General features: G+C 49.8%; 14 protein-coding genes. 8 read left to right on the plus strand and 6 right to left on the minus strand.

All coding sequences use genetic code 11. The annotated features are described in order from the left end of the window. Window positions 1–7 precede the first annotated feature (7 nt). The 3 genes from ADIS_RS20020 to ADIS_RS20030 all read left to right on the plus strand — a co-directional run bounded on the left by ADIS_RS20020 (window position 8) and on the right by ADIS_RS20030 (window position 3,575). Window positions 8–1,213: a class I mannose-6-phosphate isomerase gene (locus ADIS_RS20020; protein ID WP_010856540.1), complete on the plus strand. Its 1,206-nt coding sequence runs from the start codon at window positions 8–10 to the stop codon at window positions 1,211–1,213. 118 nt (window positions 1,214–1,331) lie between these two features. After that, complete coding sequence (locus ADIS_RS20025) at window positions 1,332–2,363, plus strand: sugar phosphate isomerase/epimerase family protein (RefSeq protein WP_010856541.1); 1,032 nt, start codon at window positions 1,332–1,334, stop codon at window positions 2,361–2,363. 48 nt (window positions 2,364–2,411) lie between these two features. Further along, the gene (locus ADIS_RS20030; protein ID WP_010856542.1) at window positions 2,412–3,575 is read left to right on the plus strand and encodes a Gfo/Idh/MocA family protein; all 1,164 of its coding nucleotides are present in this window, start codon (window positions 2,412–2,414) and stop codon (window positions 3,573–3,575) included. Between the two features lie 754 nt (window positions 3,576–4,329). Here ADIS_RS20030 and ADIS_RS20040 read toward each other — a convergent pair. The 6 genes from ADIS_RS20040 to ADIS_RS20065 all read right to left on the minus strand — a co-directional run bounded on the left by ADIS_RS20040 (window position 4,330) and on the right by ADIS_RS20065 (window position 13,628). Then, on the minus strand, window positions 4,330–4,518 hold the full coding sequence (locus ADIS_RS20040; protein ID WP_010856544.1) for a hypothetical protein: 189 nt from the start codon (window positions 4,516–4,518) through the stop codon (window positions 4,330–4,332). A gap of 392 nt (window positions 4,519–4,910) precedes the next feature. Continuing rightward, window positions 4,911–5,366 (minus strand): Hsp20/alpha crystallin family protein, encoded by a 456-nt coding sequence (locus ADIS_RS20045; RefSeq protein WP_010856546.1) that lies wholly within the window; start codon window positions 5,364–5,366, stop codon window positions 4,911–4,913. Between the two features lie 189 nt (window positions 5,367–5,555). Beyond that, window positions 5,556–6,830 carry a TRAP transporter large permease gene (locus ADIS_RS20050; RefSeq protein ID WP_010856547.1) on the minus strand — a complete coding sequence of 425 codons (1,275 nt, stop codon included), beginning with the start codon at window positions 6,828–6,830 and terminating at the stop codon, window positions 5,556–5,558. Continuing rightward, a complete protein-coding gene (locus tag ADIS_RS20055) occupies window positions 6,831–7,301 on the minus strand; it encodes a TRAP transporter small permease (RefSeq protein ID WP_010856548.1) in 471 nt (156 codons plus the stop codon). Beyond that, on the minus strand, window positions 7,298–8,287 hold the full coding sequence (locus ADIS_RS20060) for a TRAP transporter substrate-binding protein (RefSeq protein ID WP_010856549.1): 990 nt from the start codon (window positions 8,285–8,287) through the stop codon (window positions 7,298–7,300). Before ADIS_RS20060 ends, ADIS_RS20055 begins: the two co-directional genes overlap by 4 nt. A 76-nt stretch (window positions 8,288–8,363) precedes the next feature. After that, a complete protein-coding gene (locus tag ADIS_RS20065; RefSeq protein ID WP_010856550.1) occupies window positions 8,364–13,628 on the minus strand; it encodes a lamin tail domain-containing protein in 5,265 nt (1,754 codons plus the stop codon). Between the two features lie 227 nt (window positions 13,629–13,855). On the opposite strand from ADIS_RS20065, the gene ADIS_RS20070 reads away from it, so the two are divergent. The 5 genes from ADIS_RS20070 to ADIS_RS20090 all read left to right on the plus strand — a co-directional run bounded on the left by ADIS_RS20070 (window position 13,856) and on the right by ADIS_RS20090 (window position 17,545). Beyond that, window positions 13,856–14,845 carry an aspartate-semialdehyde dehydrogenase gene (locus tag ADIS_RS20070; protein WP_010856551.1) on the plus strand — a complete coding sequence of 330 codons (990 nt, stop codon included), beginning with the start codon at window positions 13,856–13,858 and terminating at the stop codon, window positions 14,843–14,845. Beyond that, the gene (locus ADIS_RS20075; protein ID WP_238325465.1) at window positions 14,758–16,062 is read left to right on the plus strand and encodes a class I SAM-dependent methyltransferase; all 1,305 of its coding nucleotides are present in this window, start codon (window positions 14,758–14,760) and stop codon (window positions 16,060–16,062) included. The genes ADIS_RS20070 and ADIS_RS20075 overlap by 88 nt, the downstream gene beginning before the upstream one ends. A gap of 278 nt (window positions 16,063–16,340) precedes the next feature. Continuing rightward, complete coding sequence (locus tag ADIS_RS20080; RefSeq protein WP_035807106.1) at window positions 16,341–16,568, plus strand: DUF433 domain-containing protein; 228 nt, start codon at window positions 16,341–16,343, stop codon at window positions 16,566–16,568. A gap of 32 nt (window positions 16,569–16,600) precedes the next feature. After that, window positions 16,601–16,912 carry a DUF5615 family PIN-like protein gene (locus ADIS_RS23730; protein WP_394330321.1) on the plus strand — a complete coding sequence of 104 codons (312 nt, stop codon included), beginning with the start codon at window positions 16,601–16,603 and terminating at the stop codon, window positions 16,910–16,912. Between the two features lie 102 nt (window positions 16,913–17,014). After that, window positions 17,015–17,545 (plus strand): dihydrofolate reductase family protein, encoded by a 531-nt coding sequence (locus ADIS_RS20090; protein ID WP_010856555.1) that lies wholly within the window; start codon window positions 17,015–17,017, stop codon window positions 17,543–17,545. Window positions 17,546–17,573 lie beyond the last annotated feature (28 nt).

Here is a 17,573-nt window from a genome sequence, read left to right on the forward strand (position 1 = left end):
ACTACCTATGAGTTTGGCAAAAAAAGCATTAGAAGAAGGCCAGGGTATTTTGAGACTGGCTCCTAACTGGGTTCCACGTTCATTTTGCGTACCAGGAAGAAGGATCAAGCTGCATCCGGATGATTATTACATTTTGGGCGGCGAGCGCGGTGGCATTGACGAGCGTTGGTTTTCATCCACCACCCCCGCCGAAAACGGTCCGCTGACAGGCAAAGACGAAGGCTTGAGCAAGGTGGTAGTGGGGCCTGAGGGCAAAGAGGAATTGATTCTGTTGAAGGATGTAATCGATGAGCTTCAAGGAGCCATCATCGGTGACAGGATATGGAACGAGTACAAAAGCTGGCCCATGTACTCGAAGTTTTTTGACAACATGGGGCCCCTTCCCCACCACATACACCACAACGACGAGCATGCCGCCAAAGTAGGCCAAAAAGGCAAGCCCGAGGCCTATTACTTCCCGCCTCAGTTGAACAACCACGGGGGTGATTTCCCCTACACTTTCTTTGGCATTGCGCCAGGTACCACCAAAGAGCAGATCAAAGAATGCTTGATGAATTTCACGAAAGGGGATAACAAGATCACCAATTATTCCCAAGCCTTCAGGCTACAGCCGGGCACCGGATGGGATGTGCCTCCGGGAATGCTTCACGCGCCGGGCAGCTTGTGTACGTACGAGCCGCAGAAGGCTTCTGACGTGTTTGCCATGTACCAGTCGCTGGTAAATGAAGCGATTATACCGGAAGAACTGCTTTGGAAGGGTACGCCCAAAGACCGAATCGGCGACTACGATCAGTTGATGGAGGTGATCGATTGGGAATTGAACGTTAACCCCAACTTGCTTGAGACGCGCTTCATGGAGCCTATTCCGGTGAAGCCGTTGGAGGAAATGGAAGCTGCGGGATACATTGACAAGTGGATTTGTTACCGTTCGGCTGATTTTTCTGCGAAGGAATTAACCGTCCTACCCGGACAGACGGTCGTTATCAAAGACAGCGCCGCCTACGGCTTTATCATGATGCAGGGACACGGCACCATAGGGGTGTGGGATATAGAAACCCCGGCGTTGATCCGTTACGGGCAGCTTACCCACGACGAGTACTTCGTGACGGAAAAAGCAGCCATGGAAGGGGTGAAGATCACCAATCTCTCCAAGACGGACCCCATCGTGATGCTTAAGCATTTCGGACCCAACAACCCTGATCTGAAATTGTAAACATTGACTGGAGAAAGGCGTTAAAATATGCGTATATTTTAGGATAAATGCATTATTTTTATCCGCCTTACTTCTATTAGTACATTAATCAGTTAGTTAACCTAAAACCATTTTAATTATGTCCCAAAATAATTTTCCAAAGTTACATAATGCTACTTGGCCTGGGATTGTAGGTAAAGGGCCTGATTCCGAGCCGGTAATTTCGCTGGACGAGATGCTTCAATTCACCGCCAATGCAGAGGTAGACGGTGTCAAGTTTGACGGTGTGGATGTGGGGCTGTTTGAACCCCATGTAAACTTGGAAGGCGGAGATGACGAGGCCAAGAGGCTGGCAGACAAAGTCTCGGCTTTAGGTCTAAAGATTGGCAGTGTGGTGGCACCCATCTGGGGTGGGCCCATACTAGGCTCCGATGAAGATAGAGCGACTTACCTCGATATGGTGGAGAAGTCCTGCAAATTTGCCCAAAAACTTAGAGACCTTGGCGTAAGAGAGTACGGGATTGTGCGCGTGGATACGGCCAGCAGTCCAGAGCAATGGGCGAAGGATCCCAAAGGAAGCCAAAAATTGATTGTTGAGACACTGAAAGAAGCTGCCAATATCGCAAGTAATTATGGTGAGCGCCTGGCTGCGGAGGGTGAAATCTGCTGGGGTGGCATGCATTCCTGGAAGACCATGCTGGAGACGCTGGAATCGGTAAACAGCCCAAATTTGGGCTTTCAGGCAGATATGGCCCATACCCTGCTCTACACCATGGGATATAACTTTCCCGAGCACAGGATATTACCGGATGGATACGATTGGCAAGACCGAGCTGTGCTCACGGCAGCACTGAAAGAAATGACCGCTGCCCTACGTCCCTGGACGATCGATTTTCACGTGGCGCAAAATGACGGCACCGTGTTCGGTTCTGGATCACACGACAAGACTGGCAGGCACTGCCTGGCTACTGATCCCCATGGCAAGCTCAATGTGGTGGAAGACTCTGCCCACTGGCTTAGGGATGAAAACGGTAAGCTTACCAAGGCCTTCAAGCATATCTGCTGGGATGGCTGTATGTTCCCTAACGCCGTCATGGGCAAGCAGCAAACCTGGAACGATATTCTGGCTGCGCTGATCAAGGTGCGAAACGCCCACGGCTGGAGTGAATAGACACCGCAGTTTCTTTGATGTAGTTTTAACGTTAAATGTGAAATAACCATGAGTGAAAAGAAGCCAATACGAATTGCCATGATAGGTACGGGTTTGATGGGAAGAATCCATACCAACGGATATAAAAGACTGGGAGACTTCTTTCCCGAATACGAATACCGTCCGGTGCTGCAGGTAGCCTGTTCACGTAGAGAGGAAAAAATCAAGGCCTTTGCCGAGCAGTGGGGCTATGCCTCCTACGAAACGGACTGGAGAAAAGTAATCGAGCGGGATGATGTAGATGCAGTAGACATCTGTACGCCCAACGACACCCACGCCGAGATTTCCATCGCCGCCGCTAAGGCCGGTAAGATGATTCTTTGCGAAAAACCCTTAGCCCGCACCTTGGAGGAAGCCAAGGAAATGGTTGAGGTGATCGAAAAGGCAGGTGTGAAAAATACCGTGTGGTACAACTACCGACGTATTCCTGCCGTAACGCTCGCCAAACAGATCGTTGCTTCCGGAAAGCTGGGCAAAGTATTCCATTACCGCGCGAACTTCCTGCAGGATTGGACCATCAGTCCGGAATTGCCTCAGGGTGGTGATGCGCTGTGGAGATTGGATGTGGATGCTGCCGGATCCGGCGTTACCGGTGACCTGTTGGCACACTGCATCGATACGGCGATGTGGCTGAACGGAGGCATTGTGGATGTTTCTGCGGTTACTGAAACCTTTATCAAGGAACGGGTACACCAGGGCAGCGGAGAGAAGAAAAAGGTCGGTATAGACGATGCCTGTACCTTCCATTGCCATTTTGACAACGGCTCCCTGGGCTTGTTTGAGGCTACCCGCTATGCCCGGGGACATAAGGCGTTGTATACCTTCGAAATCAACGGAGAGTATGCGTCTATCCGTTGGGACCTGCACGACATGAACCGGCTGGAATACTTCGACCACGGCGACGACTCCATCGTACGAGGTTGGAGGTCCATCCACGTGACCGACGGCGATCAGCCCTATATGAACCGATGGTGGATACCCGGTACCAGCGTAGGGTATGAGCATTCGTTTATCCATCAGGTGGCCGACTTCTTCAAGAGCTTGGAGACCGGCGAGCCCTGTCACCCTACCTTCCGCGACGCCTACGAGACACAGAAGGTATGTCAGGCGGTGTTAGATTCGGCTTCATCCAGAAGCTGGAAGGATACCGGCGTGGAGTGGGTAGAAAAGTAAAAATGTATGTAGCATGACGACCGACCGAATCGGTTTGATTTAAAAGCTATAGGCCCGGGACAGTGTTCCGGGCTTTACTTTTTATCCCTTGTTCTTCTAGAGGTATTAGGATCTGTTCTCCCGAACTGGGCGTAATATCCATTGCATCCGGTTGTCTTTTCCTTTTTTTGAATAACGAAAAATTCGTCAAGCCATTTATAGTGGCAGGATATCTGGGAATAAGGTTCACGGAGAGGTGCCAAGACGCAAAGGAAATAGAGGGGATAAGTTCGTCTCTATTGTGGCGAAAAAGAATCAAAGATACCAGAAGCAACGTCTTCGAACCGCCCTAGGGCGTTAGCCACTTTATCTTCACAGATCCGTCGCGCGGGGTTCAAAAAAAAATATCAGGAAACGTTTTCGATTATTTTGCTTCCTTTAGCGCCTCGATAAGTTTTTTTAGGATCCTGCTGATTGTCCCAAAAAGCAGTAATTATGATCTCTAGATTCGCTACTTTGTGATAAATGCTGGAATTTCCCACTACGGCAACTCTCGTATCATTAAAGTCGGTGACTTTATTCAAAAAAGGTGATTTCGCAATTTGTAACGTTTTCTCTGAAACCAGATTGATCAGCTTTTTGGAATAGGCGGTTGATTTGGTCCGCTTAACCCAATAGTCCAAAATGCCAACGAATTGGATGTCTGCGGTCCTGATCCATTTTACAGTCCATTTAGCCATTCCAGGTTTCGTTTGTCCATCGCCTCCTGGGAAATCTATCGCCCATTTTTGATGTCTGATTCACTCATTTCCAACATCTCTTGTTGTTCAGTAGTCAGTTTTAACGGTCTATCGCCGGCATCATAAGATGAAATAAGATGATCAAGAGCAACAAGAAGTTCCTTGTTTTTGACAGCACCGATTCTATCGATTAATTCGCTGCGGAGTTTTTCCAGTGTTTCCATAACCATTCCGTTTATCTCTTAAATCTCGCATATTTTGGCAGATATTACAAGCGTATCCCAACTCAGACTTGGCGTTGTACCCACACTGCACCCGGTTGTCTGTTCCTTTTTTGAACAACGCAAAATTCATCAACCCATTTCCCATGGCATTCGATCCGTTAATGAGGTTCACGAAAAGGTGCTGAGACCTTAAGGAAAATAGGTGATAGGTTGTTCGACTTTGTTGCCAGGAGGAATTAAAAATCTTTCCCGTTGAATTCTATACGTCACCAATGCGGCTTGAATACCCAAATCGTTAGGTAACCAATCAAAAAAAGCTGCCTCGGATCTCCCGAAGCAGCTTCCCCAAAATGGTTGCCCTGCATCCACCTAATTTATCGCATGATCCAATCCTACAGTATTTGGATCTGCTTGGTTTCCTTACTGGGCTCCTGTTTTTTAGGCAGAACAACCTGCAATATGCCGTCTTTGTACTGGGCACTTATCCCATCCACGTCAATCATCTCTTGGGGAAGGTAAAAGGAGCGCTTAAACGCTTGATAGCTAAACTCCCTGCGGGTTACCTTTTCCTCACTCACTGACTCTTCCTTCTTTTCAGAGGATATGGTGAGCTGCTCGTGGTCATAGCTTATCTTGAAGTCCTCCTTGGAAAAACCAGGGGCCGCTACTTCCAGCTGGAATGATTTTTCATCTTCTTTGATGTTTACGGCAGGAAGGGTAGTTCTGAAATTCCCCATTCTTCCTACGCGGTCAATACTGGCTGGAAAATCGAACAATTGGTCAAACCAAGTGTCGAACACAGGGAACTGGTTCTTTTTGCCCTCGTTTGAAATCTTCATCAGTGTCATGGCTGTTTTGTTTTTTAGGTTATTGGTAAATTTCTCGTTTGATCAATGACCAAATGAAATGCCAAGGATAAAAATCATAAGGAAATACTTGAAAATGCTAGTAACCAAGACATTACGGCATACTTGGGGAAAGGTTGACTGTCGTTATGACTTATTTATTATCAAAAAAATGCCATTTTGGCAACCTGATCAATCGTAGAACAGCCCCGGTAGCCAAAGGGAAAAGGCTGGAATGTAGGTTACCAATAGTAGTACAATCAGACTTACCAAAAGAAAGGGCAATCCTGCCTGGGCAATTTTCTCCAGGGATATCTGGCCTATGCTTGAGGCTACAAACAGGCATACACCGACTGGTGGCGTGGTCAGGCCAATCACCAGGTTAAATACCATGACCACCCCAAACTGCACGGGATCTACGCCCACCTGCACCGCCACTCCCAATAAAACGGGAAACAGGATCAATAGGGCCGCAATGGTTTCCATGAATGCACCTACAAACAGCAGGAGCAGATTGATCAGCAGCAGCAGAATAAATTTATTGTCCGTTAGATCGAGTAGTGTATCGGCGATAAGTCGTGGCAACTCCTCTACTGTCATAATCCAGGCAAACAGGTTTGCGAATCCTACCAATACCATTAGGGCAGCGGTGGTTTTGGCCGATTCGAGCATGATCTTGGGAATGGCCCTGATGCGAAGTTCTCCATACACAAACAACCCGACGGCCATTGCATAGATCACCGCTACTATGGAAGCCTCCGTAGGCGTGAAAACCCCTCCGATAATCCCAAACAAAATCACGAGTGTCATCATAATCGCCCAAAATGCTTGGAAAAAGGACTTTGCGATCTGACCCATGGGCATGCGGCTGTTTTTGGGATACTTCCGCTTGACGGAAAGCAGGTAGGTCACGACCATAAAGCCCAACCCCAGGACGATTCCCGGCAGCATACCGGCGACGAACAGTTTTCCGACAGAAAGTCCAGTAAGCGTAGCTGCGATGATCATGGGCAAACTTGGGGGAATAACAGGCCCAATGGTCGATGAGGAAGCGGTAACGGCGCAGGAAAAAGCGGTGTCGTATCCTTCCTTTTTCATCGCGGGGATCATTACGGATCCTATACTTGCCGTATCGGCAATCGCAGTACCGGAAATGCCTCCAAAAAGCATGGAAGCGCCCACATTGGCCAGCCCCAGCCCTCCTCGCACATGGCCGAGCAGTGCATTGCAAAAACGGATGATGCGGTCGGTGATTCCACTCGCATTCATCAGGTTTCCGGCAAGAATAAATCCCGGGATGGACAGCAGGACGAAAACATCCAAGCCCGCATACATTTTCTGCGGGATAACCATAAGCGGGAGGTCACTGAATAGGATATATACAAATGCAGAAATCCCCAAGGTGAAGGCAATCGGCACGCCCAGCACCAATAACAACAGAAATACAGCAAATAAAAGTAAGGCCATTTAAGTAGATTTTATCCGTTCGATGAGTTGAACCACGCCATATATCCCAACAAAAACACCCATCAAGGCCATTGATGCGTACATCAAGGCCATATTGAACTGCATGGCGGGGGATTGCTGTATCCGGACGATATATACCAAGGGGATGCTGACCACGGCCATGGTGGCCATAAGCAATACAATAATCGAGAGAATCCCGATTTCGAGCACCTTGCGCTTCGCCGGGGCCAGCTGTTCGAGAAGAAAGTCAACGCTGACATAAAGGCGATCTTTAAGGGCTAGACCTGCACCGAGGCTGACCAAGTAGATAAAGCAAAACCTGGCCATTTCTTCTGTCCATTCCGGGGACCAAGGCAGGGCGTAGCGGGCCAAAATCTGAAGCAAAACCACCGCAATCATCAATCCAAAGCTGATTACCGTAAAAAAGGACAATACCCTGTCCAGGAAACGAAGGGGTTGGCTGCTTTTCATTGGATTTCCTGGATTCGTCGTAAAAGATCGTTTTGCCCCTCGTCAAAGCTCGCTGTTACCGCGCTGCTTGCAGCTGCCCGAAAGGCTCCCTTATCTACCTCGATAAACTCCATGCCCCTTGCAAGTAGATGTTCGTAGTCTATTTTCTCCTGCCGGAGAAACAGCTCGTGTTCGTACTGCTGCATGGTATGGGCCGCCTGATCGATCACCTGCTGCAAGTCTTTGGGGAGGCTTTCGTATTTCTTGTTGCTCATCACCACATAAGACCAGCCTTTAACGTGTTCGGTGAGCATGCAGTATTTTTGCACTTCGTAGAGTCCGGCGTCTTTGATCAGGGCGAAAGGGTTTTCCTGACCGTGGATGGTCGACTGTTGCAGCGCAGTGAAAACTTCGGAAAAAGCCATCGGGGTAGGCTTGGCACCGAGCGCACTCCAAGTCTTTACATACAAGGAGACGGCCGGCACCCTTAAGATCATCCCGTTCAGGTCATCCGGGTGGCGGATGATTCGGTTGGCCGTGAGGTTTCTGGCACCCCGTTCAAACCATGCGATGGGTTTGAATCCGGCACCCTCGATAATGTGCTGTTCGATTTCTTTTCCGATGGGCCCTCCGGCAACCTTTTTCAGGTGCTCGCTGTCCCGTATGGCATAGGGGGTGGCACACAGAATGGCATAGGGCAGGCTCCAACTTTGTAGGGATTCGCCGGTGATCATGATATCTGCACTGCCCACCAAAATTCCGGTTAGCACGTCCATTTCCTTTCCGAGCTGTTCACTGGGGTACACCTTAACCTGCATTCGGCCATCTGAAAGCCGGGACACCTCTTCGGCAAAACGTTCTGCGGCCTGATGCCAGCCATGTTGTCGGTTGGCGAGGTGCCCAAAACGAAGCACATACTCGGGTTTATCCGATTTACCACCCGCGCAGGACGCCATAGCCAAGGCAAGTAACGTCAATTGGACTAGGGCAAGGCTTTTTCGTATCATTTCGGGTTTTTTGGCAAATATGGCCAAATGGCACAACCCGAAAATACAAAAAATCCATAGACATTGGTAAACGGTACTAAAATTTAGTCCCCACCACCACGGTTTTCTTGAGCTGATTCACTGTTCCATCCGGGTGGAACAACTCCACCCAAACCACGTAGTAGCCAGACTTCACTCGTGCCCCCCGCTCGTCGGTTCCGTCCCAAATATAAAACCCGGACTCGCCCCAGAGCTGATTTTGGCAAAGTTCGCGCACTTGCTGCCCGTTTGTGGCATAGATCCGGAGTGTGGCTACAAAACCGGGCCGGTCTAGTTCGTATGAGATCGTTGTAAACGGGGTTTCGCCCGCGCCTTCGGGGATAAAGACTTTTGGAGATACCTGAATACCTCTTTCCAGTACATCCAAGGAGGTGACCTGGGAGTTTCGGTATCCTGGTGTGGCATACCCTGCGTTCGCTGCAGCAGACTGCCAATTCTCGGGGTCGTCAGGAGGTCGAATGAGGCTGATTCTTTCCAGGCTTACCCCTCTTGGGTCCCGCAGCAGCGGATGGTGATGGCGCTCGTGATAGGCGTAGCGCTCTTGGATGGTCTCCTCTGGATTCAGCAAGATGACCGTGCCACTGCGAATCGGATAGGAGGGCAGGTTTATCTCCCGAAAGGTAGCTGCTTTGCCCCGGGGATATTGTTCCTGCAATAGGGCTCCATCAGTGGTAAAGACGCGGAATTCACGTGGATACAATAGGTCGCTTTGCGAGGAGATAATCCTCCGGTTGGCAATCTCTCCGGTGGTGGAATTTGCCAGCTTCCAGTTTTTCAGGTCGATGTATTTATCCGATGCGTTGTAAATTTCCACAAACTTTGGGCCTCCTGTATGGGGATTGAAGAGCACTTCGTTAAGCACCACATCGCCAGGTTCCGCCGTCGAAGGGATGGTGAAAAACATCGAAGAGGCATCGGTTTTTAGCGGGTTTCCGGCACAGTCGAACCACCCACTCACGGAGATTTCGTAGCGTTGGTTGGGCCTAAAAGGTTCGCTAAACATCACCAAAACCGCTTCGCGGTTCGATGGGTCGCCGGTAACCGCGGAAACCTTTAGGTAAGGGTAAAGGAGGAACTGGGCCAAAAGATTGCTTTCGGTCACCGGTTTTGAAAAAATCAGGCGGAGCTGGTTTTCGCCAAACGGGTCTGCCCGCAGTAGGCTTGGAGGTGTTCGGTCCGGCGTATCATCGAAGACGGAGTTTTGCTTACCGGGAGTCCCTCGTAGGGGTGATTCGGACGGGCGTAGGTTGTTCGGTGATTCGCAGGGATAATAGGGATTGACCACCTCCAGGCTGTAGCCACCCTGTGCTAGGCTGTTGCTGCCAAAGCTTGCATTTGTATACACCAATCGATCCACCAGCTCTCCGTCAACCGTTGCGATCCACATTTCATCCCCTGTATTCAGCATGGTTGGCCAGGGCGAAATACCCGCTACCCCTCCAAAGGATGCGAACTGGGCTACTTGGCTGGCCGGGCATAGCAGTAGGTATTCCCCCGGTTCGATCACCCTCCTGGGGAGCGTGGTATACGTGCGGTTGTTTCCGAAACGCATGCCACCCAGTTGTATAGGACGTCCCGAGCTATTATATAGCTCCACGTATTCCACATTGGGTAGGGAACCACCGCTGCGTGGTGCGGGCATGATTTCATTAAGGACAATTTCCCTGAAAGCGGGCGGGAGGGGGGGATCAATAACAAAGGTAAATACCTGTTCGCCGACCGCATTTCCGTGCATATCTTCTATTCCCGATAGGGTTATTTCCGCTTCCGTTCCTACCATTGTCAACGGTTCGGCAAACGTTAGTAACACTTGGTGCGGTGCGGAGCCAAGTTTTGCCTCCACCGGCTGAACACCCTCCAGGCTATAGAAGGAGGTGACTACTGCAAAAACCGGATTCAGCGGTTCGTCAAAAGAAAGGATCAACTCGGTGTCCCGAATTACTTCCACCTGCTGAAGGCTCGGTGGAAGGTTGTCCCAAAGGATTTCCCGAAGGCTTCCCGACAGCCAATTACCCTGTTGGTCCAATCTGGGAGGAACCCGCAAACGGTAGCTACGGTTTGGATCCAACGGTCGGGAAAAGAGCAGCTGCAGCTGGCGGGGCTGAGTGCGGTTAACCCAAGCATCAACGCGTATGTCTTCGTCAAAGAATTCGAAGCTCCCCCTGATCATATCCTCTATGGCTAACGGAGTCTGATGTACCAAGACGGCCGATTGGGCCTGGGTAATCCAAATCGCTTCGATCCCATCTGTATATAATCCCTCCCATAGGGTTGTAGGGAGGGTTTTTCCCCTGATGCTGACCAAGTAACCGAGCTCCAATTCCCACGATGTATCCAATTCAAGTGCCTTCGCCAGCCGCAGCGCTACCTGATAGCCCTCCTCCATAAGGGTCGTTTCTTCTACTGCGGTACCGTTTACCAAATAGGTTTCCGGGAAAAGCGCGGTGAGGGGATCCAAGAAACCAGAAAAGGTCAAAAGGATATTTTTTTCATCCACCAAACGCACCTCAGTCACCAACAGGTTTTGATTGGGCAGGGTGTATTCGGTTCTATCCCCATTGGCGAGTTCCAATTCGATGTGTAATCCGTCTGCTTCAAAGGGAGTATCTGAGACCAGTTCGTAGCGGTTTGGCCCGACTATTCCCACCTTGCCTAGTTTGTTGCCATTTACAAAAAAACGGGAAGAAGGATCAACTGCCCGATCTATTTCGACCAACAGCTGATAGGGCGAGGCAAGAAAGGCACTGTCGATTTGGGGCAAAGCCGGGGCAAGCTGAAAGCTAAAGGTGAGGTCTCTTGGGAGTACGTTGCCATAGAGATCACGCAGCGAGCGAACCCGTATCTGGTAGGGTCTATTTTCCTCCCAAGCAAAGGGGAAAGCCAGCCGTAATGTCTGCGGATTCAGGATTTCTACGCTGACAGGGTTTTCGTTGCCTGGATTCAACGTGAAATGGGCCAGGATCTGTACGGTTTTGGGATCCAAGGGCTTATTGAATTGAAGGGTAAGGAGATTTGGGTGGACTGGTGTGGCTGAAGTCAGGCTGATCGCTCGGGTATCCCAGGTGAACGACCGACGAAATGCGGTTAGTGGATGGCCCCCTTCCTCCAGCACATTTTCTATCTCCACCAATATGGCTTGATTGACGGGGAAGTCCCTGTCAAATAGCAAGTCCACCACCTGATCTTCCTGAAGGTTTGGCACCACGGCAATGGGGTGGCCAAGGTTTCTGTTTAGGAGGTAGTTTTCGCGGTGGGTGGCGGATGGTCTGTCAATAGCTGTCTTGTACCGTACCCGAAGGGAGTTTGGGGTATGAAAGTGGATTGTATCTACCTGATCCTCCCAATGAAACGAGATGCGCGTGGTATCCATCCTGTTCCCCAACCTGTCGGACAATCCGGATGCTATCAGCTCGTATGCTCTTCCCTGTGGCAACCCTTCACTGAGAAGCAGCTTGAGTCGGTCGTCTCCTTGTGGAATAAGATGCGTCACCCGACCCTGGAACGGAAGCAGCTGAAAAGCGCTGGGATCGGGAAGTGAACCACCATCGATTGCTTCGTCTAGGTAGAGCACCGGCTCGTTTTCGGCCCTGCCACCGACGTGAAGAATTCTCGGGGGCTCCGTGTCGTAGGTAAAAGACACCGTGTTTTCTACAAGTACTATCCCAAAGCAATCCGAGAGGCCATTAAAGATCAGGGAGTAGGCTTCTCCCGAGCGCATAGGGATAGGGGAATAGAGCCAGAGGCTGTTATCGCGGAGGCTGTCCATCCGAAGATCGAATCCGTTTAGCATTGCAATCGGTTCGGGTAACCCGTTTAGGGAGAGGGGTTTGGAAAAACGCACCCGAAGCCGGGATTCGTTGAGTGGCAGCACCTCCTTTACCTCAAATGGTCGGCCATCGGCCTCTTGAGTATATACGGAGTTACGCTGCCCTGGAGTACCGCCCATTGTGCTTTCCGAGGATGTCCAGTTGTAGGAATCGCTGCAGACCACATAGGGGTTTTTCCGCTCCAAAGACCAGCCACCTTGGGATTTTTGGGCATTTCCGTACCAGGACGTATCGTAGGTCAGGCTATCGACGATGTTTCCAAAAGAATCCTGTATCCGAATATGACCTGCATTATTGGGCAGTGCTCGAAATCCGGTTACCCCGGCAAGGGGCTGCCAAGCCGAGAAGTTTGCTTTCCGTGGCATGGGTACCAAAAGCAAATACGATCCTGGCTGTAAAACGGCATCTTCTACAGGACTGTCGTTGTATTTAAAACCACTCAACCGGATTGTTTTATCCACGCGGTTATACAGTTCAATGTATTCGTCGTTTGCCGCTGTGGGAAGCTGAAGAGCGGCTGGCCGCAGGCCTTTGGGATTGGGATCCGCCATGAATTCGTTGATGATAATAGCTCCGGCAGGGGTTGGGGTTTGGAGGTCAAAAGTTATCCTCTCCCGTGTTTCCTCTGACAGGGAAAGGGTGAGTTCGTAGGTGTTGCTGTACAGGTAATCCGAGAAGCGCAGGGTAAGGCTATTTTCCAACTGCTGCCAATCCTCCGGACTCCCGTAACCTGCGGAAAGCATTGGGGCTCCCACAAAAGTTGGAATGGGCTTATCAAACACCAGGTTGACCGAATACCCGTCCAGCATCTCTGCGCGCTGAAGGGAGGGAAAAACGGGTATGCCGTCGGTGGGTTCGGCAGGATCTGGATCGTTTGGATCGGGCTCCGCCGCTTCGGAGAGCATTATCCCAAAATCATCCATATACCACCTAGCGGAACTTCCGCTACCTGCGCCATACTGCACCGTTAGGATTAACGTGACCGCTTCCAGGTTCCTCCAAACCTCCGGAATCGGAATCTCCCATAGGCGATAATCCGTATCGGCGTTCGGAAAGCTATCCGGCGACCCGAGCACTTGTGGCTGGGATTCCTGACCGGCGTCTGAAAAATAATAGCTGACCGTTACCGGTCTATTGCCGCTGCCGTTTCGTTCCGTGCGAGCATAAAAGGAAAATATATTGCCTTTCAGCCCGATAGTAGTTGTTTTTATATAAATTTGCGCGTCAAAACTGCCAATGGTCTGAACGCCCAAGGCGGTAGAACCGTTAATACCCTTTCCGGATGCTTGGAAAACCCTGGAGGTGCCGTTCCGCACCTCGTTGGCAGCCCAACCCGGCAAAAATTCTTCAGGATAGTTGACGATTTCGAACTTGCTTTCAAAATCCTGAAGTATAAAAGTTTCGGTTTCGAATGATAGCGTAAAACCTAGTATGGAAAAAGCAACCAAACCCCATACAAAGCATAAGGCTTTCATGTATGAAATTTAGGAAAAAATGCGATAAATCCGCAAAACGGATTTAAAAAATGCTTGATAAGTAACTATTTGCACGGAAAAAGCTAAACAATTATAGACACATGAAATCGAGCATGACGTAGCCGTCACACACTGGGATGCCCCGATAGCTATCCGGGGCTGCCATGCGAGATTCCATCCCGATAAACCGGGACAAGTTCTGACCATTAAAAAACAATTATAGACAGATGAAACTAGCCGTAGTGGGAGCCACCGGATTGGTAGGCTCCGAAATCCTCGAGGTGCTCGACGAGCACCAATTTCCCTTTGATGAACTGCTCTTGGTAGCGAGCGAGCGATCCGCCGGTAAGAAGCTTTCTTTCAAGGGTAAGGAATATACGGTGATAGGACTTAGTCAGGCGGTGGCAGAAAAGCCCGACATTGCCATATTCTCGGCTGGTGGAAGCACTTCCTTGGAGTGGGCACCGAAATTTGCCGAAGTGGGAACCATCGTGATTGACAACTCCTCCGCATGGCGGATGGATCCCAGCAAAAAGCTGGTCGTTCCGGAGATCAACGGCAAAGCGCTGCGCATCGACGACCGGATCATCGCCAACCCCAACTGCTCCACCATCCAAATGGTGCTGGCTTTGGCGCCACTTCGGGAGAAGTATGGTATCAAGCGGATCGTAGTGTCTACGTATCAGTCGGTGACAGGAACTGGCAAGGCGGCGGTAGATCAGATGATGGCCGAGCGCAAAGGCGAAAAACCCGACATGGTGTACCCCTATAAAATAGACCTGAACGTGCTTCCCCATATCGACGTGTTCCAGCCCAACGGCTACACCAAGGAGGAGATGAAGATGATCAATGAAACGAAGAAGATCTTCGACGATCCTAGTATCCAAGTCACCGCCACGACCGTACGGATTCCCGTGATGGGAGGACACTCCGAGTCGGTGAACGTGGAGTTCAAAAAGGATTTTGACCTCGGCGAGGTGCGCGAGCTGCTATCCAATACACCTGGCGTGGTGGTGCAGGATGATCCTGCCAACAACGTATACCCTATGCCACTTAACGCCCATAAGCGGGACGAGGTATTTGTGGGACGGCTGCGTCGTGACGAGAGTCAGCCAAACACCCTCAACATGTGGATCGTCGCGGACAACCTGCGCAAGGGAGCGGCTACCAATGCCGTGCAGATTGCTTCCTACCTCGTGGAACACAGTATGGCGTAGCGTTGGATCTTTCCAGCTACGATAACGAATCGCTAAAACAGTTTGTGCAGGATAACCTTGACAGGGATCCTGCACATTTGCTTTTAAGCCATCGAGGCAAGACCTCCTTCGACCTCAAGCTGGCTATACAGCAGATATATGCCCGGCAGCGCCTTCAGGATAAGGTACCCTCTTGGGCAAAAAATGAGGATCTTATCTTTCCGTCCGGTCTTTCCCTGGAGCAAGCCTCCTCCGAGGTCACTGCCCGCTATAAGGCCTCCTTGGTACAGGCTAATACCCTTATAGATCTCACGGGAGGTTTGGGGGTGGATACCTTTTTCCTTTCCCAATCCTTTGCCCAGACCGACTACGTGGAAAAGCTGCCGGAGCTGGCAGAACTTGCTACCCATAATTTTTCCCACCTTGCTCCAGAATCCATTCGTGTCCATACCGGTGATGGACTGGCGTTTTTGGCCGGTTGTGTCGAAAAATACGACCTAATCTACCTGGATCCCGCCCGCAGGGGAGAGCACAACCGCAAGTTGGTACGTCTGGAGGATTGTGAGCCCAATCTGGTCGTAAACTGGTCGGAACTAACCCAAAAAGGAAATGCAATACTCGCTAAGGTATCTCCCATGCTGGACATCAAGGGAGCTCTGGCTTCCCTGCCGGACATACAGCAAGTTTGGGTGCTGGCGCATAAAAATGAGGTGAAGGAGCTCTTGTTTTTTTGGGAGGCAGGAAAAAGCGTAAGCAGCCCGAATATCCACTGCGTCGATATTCATCCCGAGGAGACCCACACCTATTCATTTACTTATCCGGAAGAAGAAGCGGTGCTGGCTGAATACGGAGAGGCCGGGGAGTTTCTGATCGAGCCCCACGCGGCGATCTTAAAAGCGGGTGCTTTTCGGAGCTTTGCTCGGCGATTCGATCTCAGGAAACTCCATCCCAACAGCCATTTGTACTCCGGAACCTCGGTGATCGACGATTTACCGGGGAGGGTTTTCCGCATTTTGCAGGAAATCCGGCAGCCCAAACGGGAGCTCAAAGAACTGTTTCCTTCGGGGATCGTGAATGTGATCACCCGCAACTATGCCCTCCGTGCCGAAGACCTGAAAAAGAAGTATCGACTCCGGGACGGAGGTAATCAATTTCTGATCGGTACCCGCAGCGAGGCGGGGTTTAGGCTGTTTGTGTGTGAGTTGGTTGCATCTGGAGAACGACGCAAGGGCGGGTGATGACTTGGTTTTTTTACGGATTGAATAGGTTTTGTGTAAAAAAATGGAGTTTATAAACGAATTGACCCAAAGTTCTATTGGCCAAACGCTTGAAACTAAGGCATGATTTCTTTGGACACATTCCTTGGTTTTCGTACCTTTCACAATATACTACTGCAATTTTGCACTTATAGACAGATAGAAGAAAACGGAACATTCTGATTATCATTTGATGTTCCCCATTAAAAACGCATCCCTGATGTATAATCACAGAAAATCGCTGTTAACGCCGGAATACTATGTCTCATAACCAATATATAGAAAGGAATCCGGAGATCATGCTTGGAAAGCCGATCATAAAGGGAACCCGTATCACAGTTGAGCTCCTTATGAGAAAGCTGGCTGGTGGCTATACGCTGACAGATCTATTAACTAGTTATCCCAATCTGACTAAAGAGCATATTCTGGCTTCACTTGAATATGCAGCGGATATAATTGCGAATGAGGAGTCTTTGGAAAACGTATGATCGTCGCTGATGAAAATGTTTGAAAAGAGCTGATTGATCATCTAGTGGAATTGGAATACGAGGTTTTTTCCATCCGAGAACACCTACAAGGAGTTAGCGACCGGATAGTCATCGAAACCGTAAAGTCTAAAAAAGGCTTTTTACTTACGGAGGATAAAGATTTCGGTGAGTTGGTTTTTTCTCATGGTATCCAAGGTTGTTCAGTGATTTTTTTGCGGTATGAAAAACAGGAAATCATTCATATTAAAAAAAATATTATTAAATCGCTGGAAACCTATTATCGAAATTCGGACCATCTTTTTATAACGATCACGAAGGATAAGGTAAGAGTCAGAAAAATCTGACGTACGACAAGTTGCTAACTCGATATTTTTGGTACAACGGAGCCTTTTCTTTGAGAAATGCTAACTTTGATTCCCATAGGGTCACCAATCCCTATCCAAGCCATGCGAAAACTCTGTCTGTTTATTGCCTGTAGCCTGGATGGCTATATTGCCGGTCCTGGCGAAAACCTGGACTTCCTGAAAATCGTGGAGAAAGAAGGTGAGGACTATGGATACCAAGCCTTTACGTCCCTGGTAGACACAATTATCATCGGCAGAAAGACCTACGACTGGGTGCTCCGGGAGATCGGAACAGAGCACTACGATAACGGGGAACGGGAAGTGTACGTCATCACCCGCTCCGAACGCGCGCCGGTTGGTAGAACACGGTTTTATTCCGGTGAGCTCGAAACCTTAGTAAGTAGACTCAAAAGCGAAAAGGGCAAAAACATCTATTGCGATGGCGGGGCAGAGGTGATCCATGAGTTACTGAAAAGTGACCTCATTGATGAAATGATTATATCTATCGTCCCCATTCTACTCGGGGACGGTATCAAGCTCTTTAAAGACGGCCGAACTCCGCAGCGACTGCAGCTCATCAAAACCGATACTTTTGATACCGGACTGGTTCAGGTGCATTACAAAAGAGTATAATCATGCCCCATTACACCGTTTTTTGAGA

The organism is Lunatimonas lonarensis (assembly GCF_000390185.1).
Classification (GTDB): Bacteria; Bacteroidota; Bacteroidia; order Cytophagales; family Cyclobacteriaceae; genus Lunatimonas; species Lunatimonas lonarensis.

Excerpts from the sequence above, each read along its gene's own strand:
- ADIS_RS20020 (WP_010856540.1), top strand. The coding sequence starts at position 8 with ATGAGTTTGGCAAAAAAAGCATTAGAAGAAGGCCAGGGTATTTTGAGA.
- ADIS_RS20025 (WP_010856541.1), top strand. The coding sequence starts at position 1,332 with ATGTCCCAAAATAATTTTCCAAAGTTACATAATGCTACTTGGCCTGGG.
- ADIS_RS20030 (WP_010856542.1), top strand. The coding sequence starts at position 2,412 with ATGAGTGAAAAGAAGCCAATACGAATTGCCATGATAGGTACGGGTTTG.
- ADIS_RS20040 (WP_010856544.1), bottom strand. The coding sequence starts at position 4,518 with ATGGAAACACTGGAAAAACTCCGCAGCGAATTAATCGATAGAATCGGT.
- ADIS_RS20045 (WP_010856546.1), bottom strand. The coding sequence starts at position 5,366 with ATGACACTGATGAAGATTTCAAACGAGGGCAAAAAGAACCAGTTCCCT.
- ADIS_RS20050 (WP_010856547.1), bottom strand. The coding sequence starts at position 6,830 with ATGGCCTTACTTTTATTTGCTGTATTTCTGTTGTTATTGGTGCTGGGC.
- ADIS_RS20055 (WP_010856548.1), bottom strand. The coding sequence starts at position 7,301 with ATGAAAAGCAGCCAACCCCTTCGTTTCCTGGACAGGGTATTGTCCTTT.
- ADIS_RS20060 (WP_010856549.1), bottom strand. The coding sequence starts at position 8,287 with ATGATACGAAAAAGCCTTGCCCTAGTCCAATTGACGTTACTTGCCTTG.
- ADIS_RS20065 (WP_010856550.1), bottom strand. The coding sequence starts at position 13,628 with ATGAAAGCCTTATGCTTTGTATGGGGTTTGGTTGCTTTTTCCATACTA.
- ADIS_RS20070 (WP_010856551.1), top strand. The coding sequence starts at position 13,856 with ATGAAACTAGCCGTAGTGGGAGCCACCGGATTGGTAGGCTCCGAAATC.
- ADIS_RS20080 (WP_035807106.1), top strand. The coding sequence starts at position 16,341 with ATGTCTCATAACCAATATATAGAAAGGAATCCGGAGATCATGCTTGGA.
- ADIS_RS20090 (WP_010856555.1), top strand. The coding sequence starts at position 17,015 with ATGCGAAAACTCTGTCTGTTTATTGCCTGTAGCCTGGATGGCTATATT.